The following is a 19,520-nucleotide window of genomic DNA, read 5'->3' as shown; positions in this document are numbered from 1 at the left end:
GAAGAACAAGGCTTGCGCCTTGTGTTATGAGGACTCCCGCGACCAGGAATCCTCGAAAATGGGGTGCAAAACACCCCGAAAATTAAAACACTGCGGCGCAACAGGCAAAAAGCCGGTCGCGCCGCAGGCATTACGTCTTTTACTACTACGCTATTTAGTCAATAAACAGCGAGATCACCGAATCACCCTTGATGATGCGCTTGAACGTCTCGGCCAGCAGCGGCGCGCACGTCAGTTGACGGATCTTGCCGCAGGCCAGGGCCGCTTCGGACAGGGGAATCGTGTCGGTCACGACCAGCTCATCGAGTGGCGAGGCCGAAATACGGTCGATCGCCGGGCCCGACAGCACCGCGTGCGTGCAATACGCCACGACTTTTTTCGCGCCGCGTTCCTTGAGCACTTCGGCAGCCTTGGTCAGGGTGCCTGCCGTGTCGACCATGTCATCCATGATCACGCAGTTGCGGCCTTCGACTTCACCGATGATGTTCATCACTTCGGACACGTTCGCTTTTGGACGACGCTTGTCGATGATGGCCAGGTCGCAGCCCAGGCGTTTTGCCAGGGCGCGCGCACGTACCACACCGCCGACGTCCGGCGACACCACCAGCAGATCCTGGTAGTTTTTCTTTTGCAGGTCGCCCAGCAAGATTGGCGAAGCGTAGATATTGTCGACTGGAATATCGAAGAAACCTTGAATCTGGTCAGCGTGCAAGTCCATGATCAGGACGCGCTCGACACCGGCTTCTTCCAGCATGTTCGCCACCACCTTGGCCGAAATCGCCACCCGCGCGGAGCGGGGACGACGGTCTTGGCGGGCGTAGCCGAAATAAGGAATCGCGGCGGTGATGCGGCCAGCGGAAGCACGTTTCAAGGCATCAACCATCAGCATGATTTCCATCAGGCTGTCGTTGGTTGGAGCACAGGTGGATTGCAAAACAAAAACATCCTTGCCGCGTACGTTTTCGTTAATCTCGACCATTACTTCGCCGTCGGAGAATTTCGAAACGTTTGCCTTACCGAGAGGGATGCCGAGGTTTTTTGCGACCCCCTCTGCCAACGCTGGATTCGCGTTGCCGGTAAAAACCATCAGGTTTTCGTAAGCCATGGGAGTCCCAAGAGGTGATATAGAAGTCTTGAAAAGCACTAACCGGGCATAGGCCCGGTCAGTCATTGTTTAGAATATGCCGCGTGGCGGCACATCTGCTTTTTCCCGTACTGGACGCTAACTTCGCATCGACAGACTACGGTGAAATGGTGGCAGGGGAAGAAGGATTCGAACCTTCGCATGCTGGAATCAAAATCCAGTGCCTTAACCAGCTTGGCGATTCCCCTACGTTACTGACTGCTTGCCGTCATGTTGGCCAGTATTATACCGACTATTTGACGCTAAGCAAAATCTTTTTTTGCTGCTTACTTTTCATCACAACATCGTGAGCATCGGATGGTGACTCAGCGCTTTTGCCTTCCAGGCGATCCAGACTGGTGGCACATTGCTGAGCACCGCATCCGCTTCTTCCTTGCTGCCAAACGCACTGAATACACAAGCACCGGAGCCAGTCATCCTGGCCTCACCGTAAGCACCCAGCCATTCTACCGCATCTGCTACCGGCTTGAAAAGACTGCATGCCACTTGCTGTAAATCATTCTTTCCAAACCCGCCCGCATCGTTTCCTTCTGCGAGGTACCTGGAAAAGTCCGCTATTGTGACGGGTTCGGTATTCCTCGTCAAGCCTTCCGCGCAAAAAATTGCGGCGGTGGGCACTTGCACGCCCGGCTCGATCACCACATACCAGCAGTCGGGCGTGGCGACGGGCTGCAAGGCTTCGCCCACGCCTTCGGCAAAGGCGTTTTCGCCAAAGATGAAAAACGGGATATCGGCCCCCAGCGGCAAGCCCAGCGCCATCAATTCCTCGCGCGTCAAACCGGCCTGCCACAGGCGATTGAGCGCCATCAGCGCCGTGGCCGCGTCGGACGAGCCGCCGCCGAGGCCGCCGCCCATGGGCAGCACCTTGTCGATGGCGATATCGACGCCGCGCGGCAAGGCGCCCGTGCGGCGCAGCACTTCCGCCTGCAGCAGCTTCGCGGCGCGGATGATCAGGTCCTGCTCTTGCGGCACGCCGGCCAGCTCCGTCACGCGGCGGATCAGCGTGTCGTCGCGCAACGCGAAGTGCAAGGTATCGCCATGGTCGAGCAACTGGAACACCGTCTGCAGCAGATGGTAGCCATCGGGACGGCGGCCGTTGACGTGCAAAAAGAGATTCAGCTTGGCCGGTGCCGGGCAGTTATTCAGGGTCGTCAGGGTCATGGTGCGGATACGGGTGCGGATGGGGCGGGATCGAGCACGATGCGCAGCGACACGGCATCGCTCTGTGCGCTGGTATTGCGTTCGGCATCGATGCGCCGCGGTTGGGGCAAGGCGCCCGGGCTAGTCTCGGACGCATCTTGCCACGAGACATAGCGCAAGCGCCAGCCGTCCCGGGTGGTGACGCTGTCATTGGCGGGCGAGGCCACGAAACGCTTGCCATCGGCGCCCACCGCATAGCCTTGCAGCCAGTCGCGCAAGCCCGACACGGGCAGGGACCAGCCCAGCAGCTGCGCGCTCAGCGCATCGACGTCGGGCGCGCTGCGCGGCGCCTTGCCGCTTTGCGTTAATACGGCCTCGTGCGGCGTGACGGCGATCGTCGCCAGCGTGCTGCCGACGGGCGAATACAGGGTCACGTCCGTGCGCTGCGCCGTCTGCTGCCAGTTGAAATTGACGGTGGCCGATTCCGGCTTGTCATTCTTCTGGTACACCACGTTCAGGCGGCCCGTCAGCTCGACCTGTTCGCGGTAGGGCGCGACGGTGCCGGCCGATGGCGCGGCGCCGGACGAGAATGGGGAGGTCAGGGTCGAGCAGCCAGAAAGGGCCAAGACCAGACCAAGGACGGGGAAGAGCAGGAGTTTTTTTGGCATGGGAATAATAAAAGAACCAGCAGCATGAAGCCGGGGTCAGTCCCTGCGGGATCGGAATGCGTTCCACTGGAACGCATTCCCCCGGCGGGTCTGACCCCAGATTTTAGTCAACATTGCGCTACAAACTGACATTCAGGCGCGCCAGCGTGCTTTTCAGCGCCGCGTTTTTCGGGTCCTTGCCCTGCGCCTCGCGCCACAGCTTTTGCGCCTCATCCTTGTCGCCCTTCTGCCATAGCACTTCACCCAGGTGGACGGCGATTTCCGGGTCGCTGCGCACGGCGTAGGCGCGGCGCAGCGCGCTTTCGGCGGCGGCCAGGTTGCCCATGCGGAACTGCACCCAGCCCATGCTGTCCATGATGAACGGGTCGCCCGGCGCCATCTGCAGCGCCTTCTCGATCAGCGCATACGCTTCCTGCAGGCGGATGCCCCGTTCGGCCAGCGAATACCCGAGGGCGTTATACGCATGCTGGTTGTCGGGCGCCAGGGCCATCACGCGGCGCAGGCTCGCTTCCATCAGGTCGAGCTTGTCCAGGCGCTCGGCCAGCAGCGCGTAGTCGTACAGCAGTTCCGGGTTGTCGGGGAAGCGCAGCAAGGCGTTTTCCAGCACCGTGTAGGCGCTTTGCAGGTAGCCGGCATCGCGCAGGAATTGCGCGTCGACCAGCAGCACCTGCGCCTGGCTTGCCGGATCGTCCGTTTCGATTTCCGTCAGCGCCTTGCGCGCCGCATCGAGATTGCCGCCACGGGCGATCAGCTGGGCGCGGCGCAGGCGCGCCTCGACATAGCCGCTTGACGCGCTGTTGTCGACCTTGTCCAGCCAGGCGATGGCGCCGGCCATGTCGCCGCGCGTCTCGGCGATCTGCGACAGGATCATCAGGGCCTTGTACGGATCACGCGTGTCGCCCGGGGATTTTTCCAGCACAGCCAGGAAACGCTTGAAGTACTGCTCCGCGCCCTTGGCGTCATCCAGCTGCAGCGCCACGATGCCGAGCGCATACAGGCCACCCACGTTATCGGGCGCGCTTTTCAGCAGCAGCAGGAACTGGTCGCGCGCCGCCTCCAGCTGCTTTTGCTCGACCAGCAAACGCGCATACGCGCCGCGCACCTCGACCGCATCGGGATTGTTTTGCAGGAAAGTGGCCAGCACCTTGCCTGCCGCCTCGGCCTCGCCCGTCACCTGGGCCAGGGTCAGCACGGCCAGCTCGGAATTGGGCTTGATGGCCAGCGCCTTGTTCGCCTCGCCGATGGCGCGCGCGCGCTCGCCTAGCGACAGGGCACCCTGTGCCAGCACCAGGTGCGCTTCGAACATGTCCAGATAGGGCTCGACCAGGCGCGTGAGCATGGCGTAGGCATACAGCTTGTCGTTCGCGCGCGCGAGGATCTGCTGCATCTGGAACAGGGCCACGCCGCGCGATCCCTGCGGCGCATTGGCCAGGCGCTCGGCGAAAATCGGTTCGGCTTCCTCGATCTTGTCCGTCAGCACGACGAAACCGAGGAAAAACTGCGTCGCCTCGTCGGACTCGGGCGCCAGGTCGCGCCACAGGCGGATGGCGGCCAGCGCCTCGCCGCCCTGCTTGGCCGCCAGGGCCATTTCGGACGCGCGGCGCGCCAGGCGTGGGTCGCGCGTCTGCTGCGCCGCCACCATCATGGTGACGTACGGCCCCTGCCACTGGCCGCTCTTGAATTCCATTTCGGCCTTCGTCAGCTTGTACAGCAGGTCGCTGCTCAACTCGACCTTGGGCAAACCGTCGGCCTTGGCCTCCGCCTTGGCGTCCGCGCCCTCTTCCTGCGGCGCGGGCGCGGCCGCAGAGGGGCTGGCCGCGGCATCGGCAGGGGCGACAGGCGTCTGCGCCATGGCATGCGTGGCCATCAGGGCGGACAAGGTTACAATGGCGAAAGCGTTTTTCAAAGGCTGATCCTGGCTAAACGGCAAAGTTTGATTCTACGCCCAACGCGACTATCGCGTACTTCACGTATGTAACGAAATATATACGTCGTGGCGGCATAGCGTGTCCGGGCCAGCCATGCGCCGGCGAGCCGCCTGTTTTTTACCCGCTGTTCAACCGTTCGAGCCCTATGCCAGAATTGCCAGAAGTCGAAGTCACACGGCGCGGTGTCGCGCCCCACCTCGAAGGGCGCGCCGTGCGCTCCGTCGTGCTGCGCCGCGACGGCCTGCGCTGGCCCTTCCCCCCTGCCCTGGGCGAACAGCTGTCGGGCGAAACGATAGGCTTGACGGGACGGCGCGGCAAATACCTGCTGATCCACTTCCGCCACGGCACCCTGATCATCCACCTGGGCATGTCGGGCCATTTGCGCGTGCTGCCGCCGGGAACGGAGGCGCAAAAGCACGACCATTTCGACCTGGTCGTGGACGACGCCGATGGCGCCCAGCAGGTGCTGCGCATGACGGACCCGCGCCGCTTCGGCGCCGTGCTGTGGCATGACGAGGCCGACGGCCCGCTGGACAGCCACGCGCTGCTGCGCGGCCTGGGCACGGAACCGCTGGAAGGCGGCTTCACGGGCCAGCTGCTGTTCGAGAAAACGCGCAACAAGAACACCAACATCAAGCAGGTGCTGATGGCGGGCGACATCGTCGTCGGCGTGGGCAATATCTATTGTTCCGAAAGCCTGTTCCGCGCCGGCATCAATCCGAAGACGCCGGCCAGGCGCATCGGCCTGGCGCGCTACGAGAAACTGGCGCAGGCCATCCGCGACGTGCTGGCCGAAGCCATCGTGCAGGGCGGCAGCACCCTGCGCGACTTCATCGGCGTGAACGGCCAGTCCGGCTACTTCCAGCAGACGTACTACACGTACAACCGCGCGGGCAAGCCGTGCCGCGTGTGCGGCGCGCCGATCCGGCAAATCGTGCAGGGACAGCGTTCCACGTTCTACTGCGTGAATTGCCAGAAATAGCTGTCAAAGATCAGCACATTCATAGAGGGAGTCAGATGGTCAGGGACCTGGAACAATACAGCGCATGGCGCCAGGACGTCCTGGCCGCCTTGCAGGCTTACCGGCAGGCCGCCAGCGCGGCGGGCCTGGTCGATGGCGCCTCGGCGCTGCGCCTGGCGCGCTGTGCCTCCCGCCTCGCCGACGACCGCCTGTCTGTCGCCTTCGTGGCGGAATTTTCGCGCGGCAAATCCGAACTGATCAACGCCATCTTCTTTGCCGACTATGGCCAGCGCATCCTGCCTTCGGGCGCGGGCCGCACCACCATGTGCCCCACCGAGCTGCTGCATGACGCGGCCTGGCCGCCATCGATCCGCCTGCTGCCCATCGAGACGCGCGCGCAGAATCTGTCGACCAGCGACTACCGCGACCTGCCCGCCGCCTGGACCGTCCTGCCGCTGAACATCGACGCGGGCGGCGACATGCAGGAAGCGCTGCGCCAGGTCAGCCTGACGAAAAAAGTCAGCCAGGAAGAAGCGGCCCGCTACGGCCTGTACGACGCCGAGGACGCCGATGCGCCTTCGATGCTGGACGACGACGGCCTGGTGGAAGTCTCCATGTGGCGCCACGCCATCATCAACTTCCCCCATCCGCTGCTGAAACAGGGCCTGGTCATCCTCGACACGCCGGGCTTGAACGCCATCGGCACGGAACCGGAACTGACCTTGAACCTGATCCCGAACGCGCACGCGGTGCTGTTCATCCTGGCGGCCGACACGGGCGTCACGCGCAGCGATATCGAGGTCTGGCGCAACCACATCGGCGCCGGCGCGGGGCGCCTGGTGGTGCTCAACAAGATCGACAGCATGTGGGATGAGTTGCGCGGCGATGCGGAAGTGGCGCAGGCGATCGAACGCCAGCAGGCCAGCGTGGCGCATCTGCTGACGCTCGATGCCGGCCAGGTGTTTCCCGTCTCGGCGCAAAAGGCCCTGGTCGGCAAGATCAACCACGATGCGGCGCTGCTGGACAAGAGCCGCCTGCAGGCGCTGGAAACGGCCCTGTTCGAGGAGCTGATCCCCGCGCGCAAGGACATCATCCGCCACCAGCTGGCCTTCGACCTGGACGCGATTCAATCGGCGCAGCAGGTGCAGGCGGCGGCGCGCGCGCGCGGCATCGCCGAGCAGCTGCACGAGCTGCACAGCCTGCGCGGCAAGAACCAGAGCGTGATCGCGCACATGATGCGCCGCGTGGATATCGAGAAGAAGGAATTCGACAGCAGCCTGTTCAAGCTGCAGGCCACGCGCGCCGTGTTTACGCGCCTGTCGACGGAGCTGTACACGAGCCTGGGCATGGACATCGTGCGCGACGATATCGATGGCGTGCGCGCGGCCATGCAGCGCAGCCGCTTCTTCACGGGCCTGCGCGAAGCCGTGCGCCAGTACTTCGAGCGCATCGGCCAGAACCTGGACCGCTCGGAAGGCAAGACGGCCGAGATCACGGAAATGATGAACGTGATGTACCGCAAATTCGCCACCGAACATGGTCTCGCATTGGCCTTGCCGATGCCGTTTTCGCTGGCCCGCTACCGCCAGGAGATCGCCGACATCGAGGCCGTCTACCATAAACAGTTCGGCACGGCGACCCTGCTCACCACCAGCCGCGTCGTGCTGATGGAAAAATTCTTCGACACCATCGCCTCGCGCGTGCGCCGCAGTTTCACGGCCGCCAACGACGACGCCAGCGCCTGGCTGAAAGTCATCATGGCGCCGCTCGAAGCGCAGATCGTCGAATACAAGGAACAGCTGAAACTGCGCTTTGCCTCGATCCAGCGCATTCACGACGCCACGGGCAGCCTGGAACAGAAAATCGCCGGCTTTGAAGCCAGCCTGGCGGCGCTGGAACGCGACAAGGCGCAGCTGGCACAGCTGCTGGCCGCCTTGCGCGCCGCCAGCGCTGGCTGAGCAACATCGGCAACATCACACAACACTGGAACCCCTGCATGAAACGTCTGCTGCATCCGCTCTCGCCCGCCACGGGCGCGGCACCTCTGGAAGACTATATCGATCCGACTTTTTCCGCCACCGTCATCGCCTGGCAAAAGCAGCATGGCCGCCACGCGCTGCCGTGGCAAAACACGCGCGACGCCTACCTGATCTGGCTGTCCGAAATCATGCTGCAGCAAACGCAGGTCACGGCCGTCCTCGGCTATTACGCGCGCTTCCTGGAACGCTTCCCCACCCTGCGCGACCTCGCGGCAGCCCCGGTGGAAGACGTGATGGCGCAGTGGAGCGGCCTTGGCTACTACACGCGGGCGCGCAACCTGCACAAGTGCGCGCAGCGCGTGGTGGCCGAATACGACGGCGTCTTCCCCAGCGACCCGCTGCTACTGGCCGACCTGCCCGGCATCGGCCGCTCGACGGCCGCCGCCATCTCCGCGTTTTCCAGCGGCACGCGCGCGGCCATCATGGATGGCAACGTCAAGCGCGTGTTCGCGCGCACGTTTGGCATCGACGCCTATCCCGGTGAAAAACGGGTCGAGGAAGCCATGTGGCGCCGCGCCGAGGCGCTGCTGCCTGAAACAGGTATCGAAGCCTACACGCAGGGCCTGATGGACTTCGGCGCCACCCTGTGCACGCGCAGCAGCCCCGATTGCGGACGCTGCCCGCTGCAGCCGCGCTGCGTGGCCTACGCGACCGGGCGCACGAAGGACCTGCCGGTACGCAAGCCGAAGAAAACCAGCCCGGAAAAACACGCCGTCATGCTCGTCATCATCGACGACGGCCAGGTGCTGCTGGAGCAGCGTCCCGGCTCGGGCATCTGGGGCGGCCTGCTGTCGCTACCCGAACTCGACGGCCACGTGCTGGCCGATGACGACGCGCCGCGCGACATCGATCAGGCGGCGCTGGCGCGCGCCGTGGCGCCGTTCGGCGCCATCGAAACGCAGGAGCGCCTGCTGCCCATCGTGCACGTTTTTACCCACTACAAGCTGCACATCGTCCCCTGCCGCATCACCCTGGCGCGCCGCCTGGCGCTGGCCGGGGAAGCGACCCACGTCTGGTATGACGGCGCGAAGATCGCCGACGCGCCGCTGCCCGCACCGATCAAGAAGCTGCTGCTGGACCTGTTCGGCGATGCGCGTTCGGCGCAGCGCAGCATGTTCTAGTGCGGCGTTTTTTACTGTTCATGCTGACGGCGCTGTGTCTGCACGGCGTGCGGGCGGCTGATGCGCCGCCGCAGGTGGCAGAGGTGAGAATAGGCGTGCTGGCCTACAAGGGCGGCGACGCCGTGCAGCAGGACTGGTCGTATGTGACGCGCCACCTGCAGGCCAGCATCCCCGGCATCCGTTTCATACTGGCCGACTACGACCAGGCGGGCCTGACGCGCGCCGTGCAGTCGCAGGCCATCGCCTTTGCCATCACCAGCAGCGGCCATTACGTGGCGCTCGAACACAGCGACGGCGCCAGCCGCATCGCCACGCTCGAATCGCCATGGACGGACTCGCCGCGCCAGGCCATCGGCTCGGCCATCGTCGTACGCAGCACATCGCCCCTGCACGACCTGGCCGACCTGGCGGGCAGGAACGTGATGGCCGTGGCGCCCGACGCCTTTGGCGGCTACCAGATCGCCGCGCGCGAACTGCGCGAAGCGGGCGTCGACCCGGTCCGCGATTTCGCCAGCCTGCGCTACAGCGGCTTTCCCTCGCAGCAGATCATCGACGCCGTGCGCGCCGGGCGCATGGATGCGGGCATCGTGCGCACCTGTCTGCTGGAACAGATGGTGGCGCGGGGAGAAGTCCAGGCCGATGCACTGCGCGTGATCACCACGCGCCCGATACCCGGTTTTCGCTGCGCGACTTCCTCGCGCCTGTACCCGGACTGGCCCTTCGTGGCCTTGCGCCAGACGCCGCCCGCGCTGGCCAAAAAAGTGGCGCAAGCCCTGCTGGCCATGCCGCGCACCAGCGAGGGCTACAGCTGGACGGTGCCCAGCGATTACCAGATCGTCGATGAACTGTTCCGCGACCTGCGCATCGGCCCCTACGCCTATTTGAACAAGCTGACGTTCGAGACGGCCCTGCGCCGCTACTGGGGCTGGATGCTGCTGGTGCTGGCCCTGCTCGTCGCCTGGGCCGTGCACACGGTGCGCGTGGAATACCTGGTCAGCCGGCGCACGGAGCAGCTGCGCGCGGCGCAGCACCAGCAGCGCGCGCTGGAAGAGCAGGCGCGCCAGCGCCAGGCCACGCTCGACCACACGGCGCGCCTGGCGATCCTGGGCGAGATGGCCAGCGCCATCGCGCACGAATTGAACCAGCCGCTGGCGGCCATCGGCAATTTCGCGCGCGGCATGGCGCGCCGCATCGCGGCGGGCCGGCTCGACGCGGCGCCCCTGCTCGATGGCGCCCAGGAAATCGCCACGCAAAGCGAGCGCGCGGGCGCCATCATCCGGCACATCCGCGCGATGGCGCAAAAACGTCCCGCGCACAGCACGGCCTTCGCCCTGGCCGACGCCGTGGAACAGGCGGTATCGCTGTTCCGCGCGGCCCATCCGCAGGCCCATATCAGCTGGCGCCACGATAGCGCCAGCCTGGAACCGCGCGTGCTGGCCGACCCGCAGCAGGTGCAGCAGGTGCTGCTCAATCTGCTGAAAAACGCGCTCGACGCGCAGGCGCAGCACGGCAATCCGCAGCACCCCATCGGCGTGCTGCTGCACCGCGAAAACGGCGCCTGCACGGTGGCCGTGCGCGATGCGGGATGCGGCCTGGAAGCGGCGCAGATGGCGCGCCTGTTCGAACCGTTTTTTACCACCAAGGCCGAGGGCCTGGGACTGGGCATGTCGCTCAGCAAAAGCATCATCGAATCGTTCGGCGGCAGCCTGTCGGCGCACGCCAACGCCGATGCGCCAGGCTTGACGGTCTGGTTCCGCCTGCCCGAAGATACGCCTATGGAAGCAGAGAAGGAAACACCATGAATGAACGCGATGCGATCATCTTTGTCGTCGACGACGACGCCGCCATGCGCCGCTCGCTGGCCTATCTGTTCGACTCGGCCGGCTGGCAAGTGCAGACGTTCGAATCGGCGCGCGACTTCCTGCAGCGCTACGAGGGCCATGCGCCCGGCTGCCTGCTGCTCGACGTGCGCATGCCGCTGATGAGCGGGCTGGAATTGCAACAGGAGCTGTCGCGCCATGCGATTGCGCTACCCGTGATTTTCCTCAGCGGCCACGGCGACCTGGCCATGGCCGTGCAGACGATGAAGGCGGGTGCCTGCGATTTCCTGGAAAAGCCCTGCAAGGACCAGGTCTTGCTCGATGCCGTCACGCGCGCCGTGGCCCGCAGCGTGGAGGAAAGCCGCAGCGCCGCCAGCGCGAATACGGCGCAAACGGCGCTGGCCCGGCTCACCGCGCGCGAGCGCGAAGTGGCGCTGCTGATGGCCGAAGGCAAGGCCTCGAAAGTCATCGCCCGCGAGCTGGGCATCAGCGACAAGACGGTGCAAGTGCACCGCCATAACACGATGGAAAAACTGGGCCTGCATTCAGCCGCCGAGGTGGCCCGGCTGCTGATGGCAGGCGGACAACTCTAGGCCCGCACGATGCGCGCCGGCAGCCCTTGCCGCACCGACGTGCCCGAGACGGGATCGACAAACACGTTCTTGTCGCCGCGGCTCGGGTCCGTCAGCCCCAGGTCGTTCAGGTTGATGCCCGCGCCGATGGCCGGTTCATCGGGCTGGCGCAGCTTGCCGATGCGGTGGGCGCGCGCGCCATGCTCCTTGTGGCCGAAGCCATGTTCGACGGCGATCACGCCGCGCTGCACGCCATGGCGCAGCATCACCGTGGCCCTGGCCCTGCCGCCCGGCGTCTCCAGATAAATGGCATCGCCATTTTCCAGCTTCAGGCGCGCCGCATCGTCGGGATGCACGGCGACGGGGTTGTCCGGGTGGATGCCGCGCAAGCGCCGCGCGCCGATGCTGTACGAGTTTTGCAGCGCCGACTTAAAGCTGATCAACTCGAACGGCCATTCGCTGGCCGGATAGGTTTTGCGCACGGGCGTGCCATCGGCAAACGCCGCCACTCGCCACGCTGGCGTGCCGGGAAAACGCTTGCCGCTCAGGCTATTCTTGCTCACGCCCAGGCCCTCGTTGTACAGCATCATGGGCTTCAGGTAGCGGTGCGTGGACCAGTCCTGCGGATACGGCGTCTCATCAAGCACCGGCACGGGCGCCGCCGGCGCCTTGGCGTTCGCCGGCGGCGGCAGGCGCAGGCCGAACATCTCGCCATAGCTCTGGTAGCGCCCTCCGCGCGCCAGCATGAAGGCCACCTTGCGCCACTCCTCCGGCTTCAGGGTGCGCTCCAGTTCGGGGCGGATGCGCGCCACGCCGGACAGCGCGATGTCGTCGTCGCTGGCCTCCGGCACGGCCGTCTTGCCCTGCCAGGCGATGTTGGCGCCGCCGCGCAGATACCAGTCTTCCGCCCGCTGCAAGGGGAAGCGCTGGCCCTCCATGTCCTGCAGGGCGTCCGGGCCGAAGCCGGGCAAATCCATGGTTTTGGCCAGCGCGATGAAGAACGATTCCATGCAGATGGTCTGGCCGTCCGGCGTCTTGTGCACGCGCGGTTCAACCACGGGCCAGCGCGCCGTGCTCATCTTGACGGGCATGCCGCCCCAGGCGCCGGCCCAGCCCCAGCTTTCATACAGCAGGGTATCGGGCAGCAGGTAGTCGGCAAACGCGGAGCTTTCATTGATGAAGGGATCGATGGCGACGATGAGGGGAATCTTCTTCGGATCGGCCAGTTCCTTGCCGATCTGCGCGCGCAGGCCCGTGATGCCGTACACGGGATTGCAGCTCCACAGGATCAGCGCCTTCAAGGTGTAGGGATAGCCGTTCATGGCGCTGGTGAGCCATTCGGTGGCCAGCGCGGGCGCGTTCGGATACCACGGCGCCTTGGCCGGATACGCCTTGCCCGCTTCCTTCTTCAGCTTGAATTCCGAGGTTTTTTCATACGGCACGTTACGCCCGATCGGCATGCCGGCCGCCTTGATCTCGCCGTCGAAACTCTCGAGGTTGTAGCGCGGGCCGGGCCCCGCATCCTTGAAGCTGCCGCCGTTGACGAGGGTGCCGCCCTTGCGGTTCAAATTGCCGATCAGGGTATTGAGCATGACCAGCGCATACGCGTTGTAAAAACCGGCGCCCGACATCATGCCGCCATGCGCATTGACGGCCGCGCGCTTGCCATGGCTGGTCAGTTCCTGCGCCAGCCCTTCGATGATGTCAAGCGGGATGCCGCAGGCGCTGGAATAGTCATCCATGCTGTGGCGCTGCGCTTCCTCGTTGAGCATCGTCATGGCCGTCTTCAGGTGCAGCGGCGCCCCGGCCACGTCCAGCGGGCCGTCGAAGAACAGGCGCGCCTCGCCCTGGGCGGCGTTGTGCGGCACGATCGCTTGCGTGGCCGCGTCGATCACGCAGAACGCGTCGCCCTCCTTGTAGCGCTCTTCTTCCGCCAGTGTCACCGCGCCGATGTCCGACGCGCGCAGGTAGCGGCCGTCGCGCGGATGCCCCTTCTCGTTGATGATCAGATGCGTGGCGTTGCACCAGGCGGCCTCGCCCGCCGCTTCCGCCACCTTCAGGTTCGGCTGCGCGAGGAAGTGGCGGTCATAGCGTTCGTGCTCGATGATCCAGCGGATCATGGCCATGGCCAGCGCGCCGTCCGTGCCCGGCTTGATGGGCACCCAGCGGCTGCGGTCGCCCGCGGCCAGGCTATCCGCATTCGTCAGCACGGGGTCGACGACGACGTAGCTGAATGCGCGCTTGCCCGAACGGGCCTTGGCGATCAGCGTGCCTTGCCGCTTGAACGGATTGCCCGCATTGCCCGGCGCCGTGCCCACAAAAATGCAGAACTCCGTGTTTTCCAGGTCCACTTTCGCGTGCGGCATTTTCTTCATGTCGCCGAACATGGCGCCCGAGCCGCTGCGGTAGGCGCCGCCGCAATACGAACCGTGGTTGACCAGGTTCAAACTGCCGTACGACTGCTTGAAAAAGCGCGTGCCGAACGCCAGGCGGCCATCGTCGGTGCTGCACATCAGACCCACCTGGTTGACTTGCGGGCCCAGTTCCGGCTGCGCCGGATCGATGGGCTTTTCCAGCTCGCGCAAGGCGCGCAAACCCTGTACGTGGCCTTCGCCGAACAGGTCGCCGCCTTCCGTCACTTCCTTGACCAACTGGTCGAAAGCGATCGGCTCCCACTGGCCGCCGCCGCGCGGTCCCACGCGCTTCATGGGCGCCAGCACGCGGAACGGCGACTCCATCTGTTCCAGCACGCCGTTGCCGCGGCCGCAAGCGGTGGAGCGCCCTTTCAGCCCCTTTTCCTGGAAGCGCGAGAGCGACACAAAGCTGTCGCGGATCGAGGTTTGATAGGGCAGCGCCGGATCGGCCGACAGGGGGCTGTACGGATTGCCCGCCACGCGCAGCACCTTGCCGCTTTTTTTATCCAGGCGCACGCGCACGCCGCAAAACGTGGTGCAGCCCATGCACATGGTGTAGCTGACCTGCTGGTCCGGATTGACCGTCAATTTTCCTGTGGCCGTGTCGACGGAAAACTCGGGCGCCAGGGAGTTGCCGTGCAGTTTCTGCACCGGCTTGTCCTTGCCCAGCGCGTGGTCGACCATGCGGCCGGCCGTGGTGGAAAAGCTGGCGGCAAACGCGGCCAGGCCGCCGCCGATGGCGCCGTAGCGCAGCAGCTTGCGGCGCTTTTCGTTGTCATCTTCAGGGACGTCGTTACGATCGTCGATAGGGGTGCGTTCGTTCATTTTCAACTCCTCAGTGCGTCGCCATGGCGGGACGGCTGCGTACCAGGCGTCCCGCCCATGGCAAAAATTCCAGCATCAGCAACAGCAGCGCGATCCACAGGCCCGCCGTGCCGATAATCCCCATCAAGCCATCGTTCCCCATCGGCAGGTGGTAGTCGTACAGGCCCGCGCCCGTCTTCGGGATGTTCTGGCCGCCGATGAAGATCGTCCAGCGCATCATCCAGGCGCTGTGCAGCGCGATCAGGCCATTGACCAGGCCACTCGTGGCCGGGCGCCAGATGGCCAGCGCCATCGGCACGATGGACGACAGCACGGCCCACACGGCAGTGAACTGCCATTGCGGCATGCCCGCCACCTGGGTAAAGGCCATGCTGTGGCTGGCGCTTACGCCGGACAGACTCACGAACAGCCAGCCGCCGCCCAGCGCCAGCACCAGCGCCAGCGACAGGGCCAGCGCGCGGTTCAGCGACACTTCCAGGGCCTGCTCGCGCCCTGGCAGGAAGCGGTTGAACAGCAGCGCCAGGCCCACCGCCCCGACAAAGGCCGTGGCGGCAAATTGCGCCGGCAGGAAGGGCGTGTACCACAGGGGACGGGCACGCACCACCATCACTTCCATGCCCGTGTACAGGCCCACCACGAAGGCGGCCAGCAGGGTGAAGGCGGCTGCCACGCGGATGGCGCGCAGCGACGCCGCTCCCCCGCGTCCCAGCAGGCGGTAGGCAAAGGCCAGGCGGTCCTTGCCCTGCCCCCGCGCGGCGAAGTCCACGCGCAGCGCCAGCCACGCGTACAGCACCAGGCAGCCCAGATACAGGGGAATGAAAAAGGAACCCCACGACATCCACGACTGCGGCTGGAAGTAAATATAGAAATGGTAGAAGCGGCCCGGCCCGTGCAAGTCGGCCAGCAGCGCCACGGGCGCCGTCATGCCGCACACAAGGGCGGCCAGCAGCGCGATGCGGCCCAGGCGTTCATACGCCTTGCGGCCGAAGACGAAGTACGGCAGGGTCAGCATGAAGCTGCCGTAACTGAGGCCGATGAGGAAAAAATACTGCACCGCCCACGGCAGCCATGCCGCTTCGCGCGTGACGTTGAGAATTTCGGTGATGTGGCTGTCCATGGTTTATTTCCCGTGTTTGCTCGGTTGCCAAAGTGTCGCTTCGCCCTCGACGTGGCCGGCGAAGCGTGTGTCCAGTCCCAGGTAAAACACGTGGGGCTGGGTGCCCTGCTCGGGTTTGAGCACCTTCACCTTGTTCTCCGTGAGCAGCTGGTGCACCATGCTTTCCGGGTCATTCAGGTCGCCGAAGATGCGCGCGCCGCCCACGCAGGTTTCCACGCAGGCCGGCAGCAAGCCTTCGTCGACCCGGTGCGCGCAGAACGTGCATTTGTCGGCCTTGCCCGTTTCGTGGTTGATGAAGCGCGCGTCATACGGGCACGCCTGCACGCAGTAGGCGCAGCCCACGCAACGGTCGCCATCGACGACCACGACGCCATCCTTGCGCTGGAAGGTGGCGCCCACGGGACAGACGGGAATGCAGGGGGGATTGGCGCAGTGGTTGCACAGGCGCGGCAGCATATAGGTGCCGCAGCGGTTCTCTTCCTTGACTTCATAGGTGGAGACGACGGTGCGGAAGCTGTTTTCCGGCGCGGCGTTTTCCATGATGCAGGAGACGGTGCACGCCTGGCAGCCGATGCACTTCTGCACGTCGACCACCATCGCCCAGCGCTGGCCGCCCTCGCCCCTGGTGGCGGCCTTGCCCGGCAGCGGCGCGATGGCCGCCCCGACGGTAATGGCGGGCAAGGCGCGCAAGAAACTGCGGCGCGATTCAATCATGGCACTCTCCTTGACGATGGGCGGCAAGCCCTTGTTGACTTGCTGCCATGATAGAAAAGAAGGGGCTACGGGGATATTGGGGTGATCGTGCGAGGGCCTAGATGATCATGCCGATTGACAGGACCGACAATGCGGAGTAGGCCGGATTAGCGGGGCCGCCGAGGCGCGCCAGCGCGTAAGCCGACAACCTTGCTGGCGGCGATGGTGGTGGTGTCGGGTTACGCCGTTCCGGCTAAGCCGCCCTACAACTCATCGAGAGAATACAGACGACGGTGCTCGCGGATCGCGTAGCGGTCCGTCATGCCGGCGATGTAGTCGGCGATCTTGCGCGCCTGCTTTGTCACATCATCGCCCTTGATTTGATAATCGGGCGGCAGCAGCGCCGGTTCGGCCATGAAGCTGTCGTACAGTTCGCGCACGATGCGGCTGGCCTTTACGCGCATGCGGTTGACCTGGTAGTGGCGGTACAGGTTCGCGCGCAGGAAGCGCTTCAGCTCCGTCGCATCGTTGCGCATGGCGTCCGAAAAACGGATCAGCGGCGGACTGGCGCGCACTTCGCTGACGTCGCGCGGCGCCGCGTCCGCGATCAGCTGCGTCGAGGTGACGATCAGGTCGTCGGCCAGGGCCGTGATCAGGCGGCGCAGGGTCTCGTAGATGGCGCGCCGGCCAGACAGGCCGGGAAACGCCTGCTGCACGTCGCGCCACAGGCGGCCGAAGAATGCCACCTCTTCCAGCTGCGCGATGCTGATCAGGCCCGAACGCAGGCCATCGTCGATATCGTGGCTGTTGTAGGCGATTTCATCGGCCAGGTTGGTCAGCTGCGCTTCCAAGGTCGGTTGCGTGCGGTCGATGAAGCGCTGCGCCACGGGCCCCAGTTCGCGCGCATGCGCCAGCGAGCAGTGTTTTAATATGCCTTCGCGCGTCTCGAACATCAGGTTCAAGCCATCGAAGGCGCCGTAGTGCTCTTCCAGCGTGTCGACCACGCGCAGGCTTTGCAGGTTGTGTTCGAAGCCGCCGTGCGCCTGCATGCACTCGTTGAGCACGTCCTGGCCCACGTGGCCGAACGGCGTGTGGCCCAGGTCATGCGCGAGCGCGATGGCTTCCACCAGGTCTTCGTTCAGGCGCAGGTTGCGCGCGATCGAGCGCCCCACCTGCGCCACTTCCAGGCTGTGCGTCAACCGCGTGCGGAACAGGTCTCCCTCGTGGTTGAGGAACACCTGCGTCTTGTATTCGAGGCGGCGGAAGGCCGAGGAATGGATGATGCGGTCGCGGTCGCGCTGGAACTGGCTGCGCGAGGCGTGCGCCGCCTCGGCAAAGCGACGTCCCTGCCCCTGTGCCGAATGGGCCGCGTAGGGAGCAAGGAAGTCTTCGGGCAGCATGTTATTGCACTCCGGCGGCCAGGGTGGCCAGCACCAGTTCGTGCGGCGCGGCCGTGATGCACGGGCTGCCCAGCGGTTTCAAGAGGATGAACTTGATGGCGCCGCCCTCGTTCTTCTTGTCCACTTCCATCAGTTCCAGCCAGCGCGCGACACCGAGGTCCGGCGCTTTCACGGGCAGGCCGGCGGCGGCGACGAGCTTGCGCACGCGCTGCACCGCCGCTTCATCGATATAACCCATGCGGCACGACAGGTCGGCCGCCATCACCATGCCGCAGCCGACGGCTTCGCCGTGCAGCCAGTGGCCGTAGCCCAGGCCCGCCTCGATGGCGTGGCCGAAGGTGTGGCCAAAGTTCAGGATGGCGCGCAAGCCGCCTTCGCGTTCGTCCTGGCGCACCACGTCGGCCTTGATTTCGCACGAGCGGGCGATGGCGTAGGCCAGGGCGCCCTTGTCGCGCGCCATCAGCTTGGCCATGTTCGCCTCGATCCAGTCGAAGAAGGCGGCATCGATGATGGCGCCATGCTTGATCACTTCGGCCAGGCCGGCCGACAGCTCGCGCGCCGGCAGGGTTTCCAGGGTCGACGTATCGGCGATCACGGCGCGCGGCTGGTAGAAGGCGCCGATCATGTTCTTGCCCAGCGGGTGGTTGATGCCCGTCTTGCCGCCGACGGAGGAATCGACCTGCGCCAGCAGGGTGGTGGGCACCTGCACGAAGCCGATGCCGCGCATGTAGCTGGCCGCCGCATAGCCGGTCAGGTCGCCGATCACGCCACCGCCCAGGGCCACCAGCGTGGTCTTGCGGTCGCATTTGTTGGCCAGCAGGGCGTCGAAGATCTGCATCAGGCTGGCCCAGTTTTTATACTCTTCGCCGTCCGGCAGGACAATGCTGATCACCTCGCGGCCATCGCTGGCCAGCGCCGCCTGCAGGCGGCCCAGGTACAGCGGGGCGACGGTGGTATTGGTGACGATGGCCACCTTGTGGCCGCTGATATGGCGCAACAGCGCATCGGCGTCGGCCAGCAGGCCGGGACCGATGGCGATCGGATAACTGCGTTCGTCGAGGTCTACGCTCAACAACATTTTGGATTGCTCGTTCATCGAAGGCTCTGCATGAATGACGCAGTTGGGCGAAGCCTCGCATTCGAGGCTGGCCAGCTGCATCAGGATGGTCTGAACCATCGATTGTACGTTAGGACGGCCCGTGTCGATCACAATGTCGGCCACTTCCAGATAGTGGGGCTCGCGCTGCGCCGTCAATTCTTCCAGCTTCTTGCGCGGGTCGGCCGTCTGCAGCAGGGGGCGGTTCTTGTCGTGGCTGGTGCGCGCCAGGATGTTGCTGACGCTGGCGCGCAGGTACACGACCGTGCCCCGCTCCTTCAGGTAGGCGCGGCTGTCGGCATTGAGGATGGCCCCGCCGCCGGTGGCCATGACGATGCCTTGCTGGGCGCTCAGGTCGCGGATGACTTCGGCCTCGCGCCGGCGAAAGCTGGCTTCGCCCTCGATTTCAAAGATCCACGGGATGGTCGCGCCCGTGCGTGCCTCGATTTCGTGGTCGGAATCGACAAAGCGCAAGCCCAGCTTGCGGGCCAGGATGCGCCCGATCGTGGTTTTGCCTGCGCCCATGAGGCCGACAAGGAAAATATTACTGTTGGAAATTTCAGACACTATTTGCATTTCACT

14 protein-coding genes and 1 tRNA gene are annotated in these 19,520 nt (G+C 65.0%); 5 read left to right on the top strand and 10 right to left on the bottom strand.

Features of this window, described 5'->3' with window-relative positions:
- Positions 1 to 154: 154 nt before the first annotated feature.
- The 5 genes from BM193_RS24150 to BM193_RS24130 all read right to left on the bottom strand — a co-directional run bounded on the left by BM193_RS24150 (position 155) and on the right by BM193_RS24130 (position 4,858).
- Entirely contained in the window at positions 155 to 1,105 is a 951-nt protein-coding gene (locus BM193_RS24150; protein WP_034753270.1) for a ribose-phosphate pyrophosphokinase, read from the bottom strand.
- Between the two features lie 150 nt (positions 1,106 to 1,255).
- Positions 1,256 to 1,332, bottom strand: a tRNA-Gln gene (locus tag BM193_RS24145).
- 88 nt (positions 1,333 to 1,420) lie between these two features.
- A complete protein-coding gene (gene ispE / locus BM193_RS24140; protein ID WP_092801986.1) occupies positions 1,421 to 2,305 on the bottom strand; it encodes a 4-(cytidine 5'-diphospho)-2-C-methyl-D-erythritol kinase in 885 nt (294 codons plus the stop codon).
- A complete protein-coding gene (locus BM193_RS24135; protein WP_092801989.1) occupies positions 2,302 to 2,952 on the bottom strand; it encodes an outer membrane lipoprotein LolB in 651 nt (216 codons plus the stop codon). Before BM193_RS24135 ends, ispE begins: the two co-directional genes overlap by 4 nt.
- Before the next feature lie 118 nt (positions 2,953 to 3,070).
- On the bottom strand, positions 3,071 to 4,858 hold the full coding sequence (locus BM193_RS24130) for a tetratricopeptide repeat protein (protein WP_092801992.1): 1,788 nt from the start codon (positions 4,856 to 4,858) through the stop codon (positions 3,071 to 3,073).
- A 167-nt stretch (positions 4,859 to 5,025) separates the two neighbouring features.
- On the opposite strand from BM193_RS24130, the gene mutM reads away from it, so the two are divergent.
- From mutM to BM193_RS24105, 5 genes are read left to right on the top strand one after another with little or no spacing between them, the layout of a single operon-like run.
- Positions 5,026 to 5,862, top strand: coding sequence for a bifunctional DNA-formamidopyrimidine glycosylase/DNA-(apurinic or apyrimidinic site) lyase (gene mutM / locus BM193_RS24125; protein ID WP_092801995.1), 837 nt, complete (start codon positions 5,026 to 5,028; stop codon positions 5,860 to 5,862).
- A gap of 35 nt (positions 5,863 to 5,897) precedes the next feature.
- Positions 5,898 to 7,799 (top strand): dynamin family protein, encoded by a 1,902-nt coding sequence (locus tag BM193_RS24120; RefSeq protein WP_092801998.1) that lies wholly within the window; start codon positions 5,898 to 5,900, stop codon positions 7,797 to 7,799.
- Between the two features lie 38 nt (positions 7,800 to 7,837).
- Entirely contained in the window at positions 7,838 to 9,001 is a 1,164-nt protein-coding gene (gene mutY, locus BM193_RS24115; protein WP_092802001.1) for an A/G-specific adenine glycosylase, read from the top strand.
- Positions 9,001 to 10,803: a sensor histidine kinase gene (locus BM193_RS24110; RefSeq protein WP_092802004.1), complete on the top strand. Its 1,803-nt coding sequence runs from the start codon at positions 9,001 to 9,003 to the stop codon at positions 10,801 to 10,803. The genes mutY and BM193_RS24110 overlap by 1 nt, the downstream gene beginning before the upstream one ends.
- Entirely contained in the window at positions 10,800 to 11,414 is a 615-nt protein-coding gene (locus tag BM193_RS24105) for a response regulator transcription factor (protein ID WP_092802007.1), read from the top strand. The genes BM193_RS24110 and BM193_RS24105 overlap by 4 nt, the downstream gene beginning before the upstream one ends.
- On the opposite strand, the gene BM193_RS24100 is transcribed toward BM193_RS24105, so the two are convergent.
- The 5 genes from BM193_RS24100 to aroKB all read right to left on the bottom strand — a co-directional run bounded on the left by BM193_RS24100 (position 11,411) and on the right by aroKB (position 19,514).
- Complete coding sequence (locus BM193_RS24100; protein ID WP_092802010.1) at positions 11,411 to 14,632, bottom strand: molybdopterin dinucleotide binding domain-containing protein; 3,222 nt, start codon at positions 14,630 to 14,632, stop codon at positions 11,411 to 11,413. The genes BM193_RS24105 and BM193_RS24100 overlap by 4 nt on opposite strands.
- Positions 14,633 to 14,642: 10 nt before the next feature.
- On the bottom strand, positions 14,643 to 15,749 hold the full coding sequence (gene nrfD / locus BM193_RS24095; protein ID WP_092802013.1) for an NrfD/PsrC family molybdoenzyme membrane anchor subunit: 1,107 nt from the start codon (positions 15,747 to 15,749) through the stop codon (positions 14,643 to 14,645).
- A gap of 3 nt (positions 15,750 to 15,752) precedes the next feature.
- Positions 15,753 to 16,463 carry a sulfate reduction electron transfer complex DsrMKJOP subunit DsrO gene (gene dsrO, locus BM193_RS24090; RefSeq protein ID WP_086145722.1) on the bottom strand — a complete coding sequence of 237 codons (711 nt, stop codon included), beginning with the start codon at positions 16,461 to 16,463 and terminating at the stop codon, positions 15,753 to 15,755.
- 242 nt (positions 16,464 to 16,705) lie between these two features.
- A complete protein-coding gene (locus tag BM193_RS24085; RefSeq protein WP_092802016.1) occupies positions 16,706 to 17,842 on the bottom strand; it encodes a deoxyguanosinetriphosphate triphosphohydrolase in 1,137 nt (378 codons plus the stop codon).
- A gap of 1 nt (position 17,843) precedes the next feature.
- A complete protein-coding gene (aroKB, locus tag BM193_RS24080; protein ID WP_092802019.1) occupies positions 17,844 to 19,514 on the bottom strand; it encodes a bifunctional shikimate kinase/3-dehydroquinate synthase AroKB in 1,671 nt (556 codons plus the stop codon).
- Positions 19,515 to 19,520: the final 6 nt, after the last annotated feature.

It is taken from the genome of Janthinobacterium sp. 344 (genome assembly GCF_900112025.1).
Classification (GTDB): Bacteria; Pseudomonadota; Gammaproteobacteria; order Burkholderiales; family Burkholderiaceae_D; genus Janthinobacterium.
The sequence above is the reverse complement of the archived record's forward strand: the minus strand, read 5'-3'. Positions and strand labels throughout refer to the sequence as shown.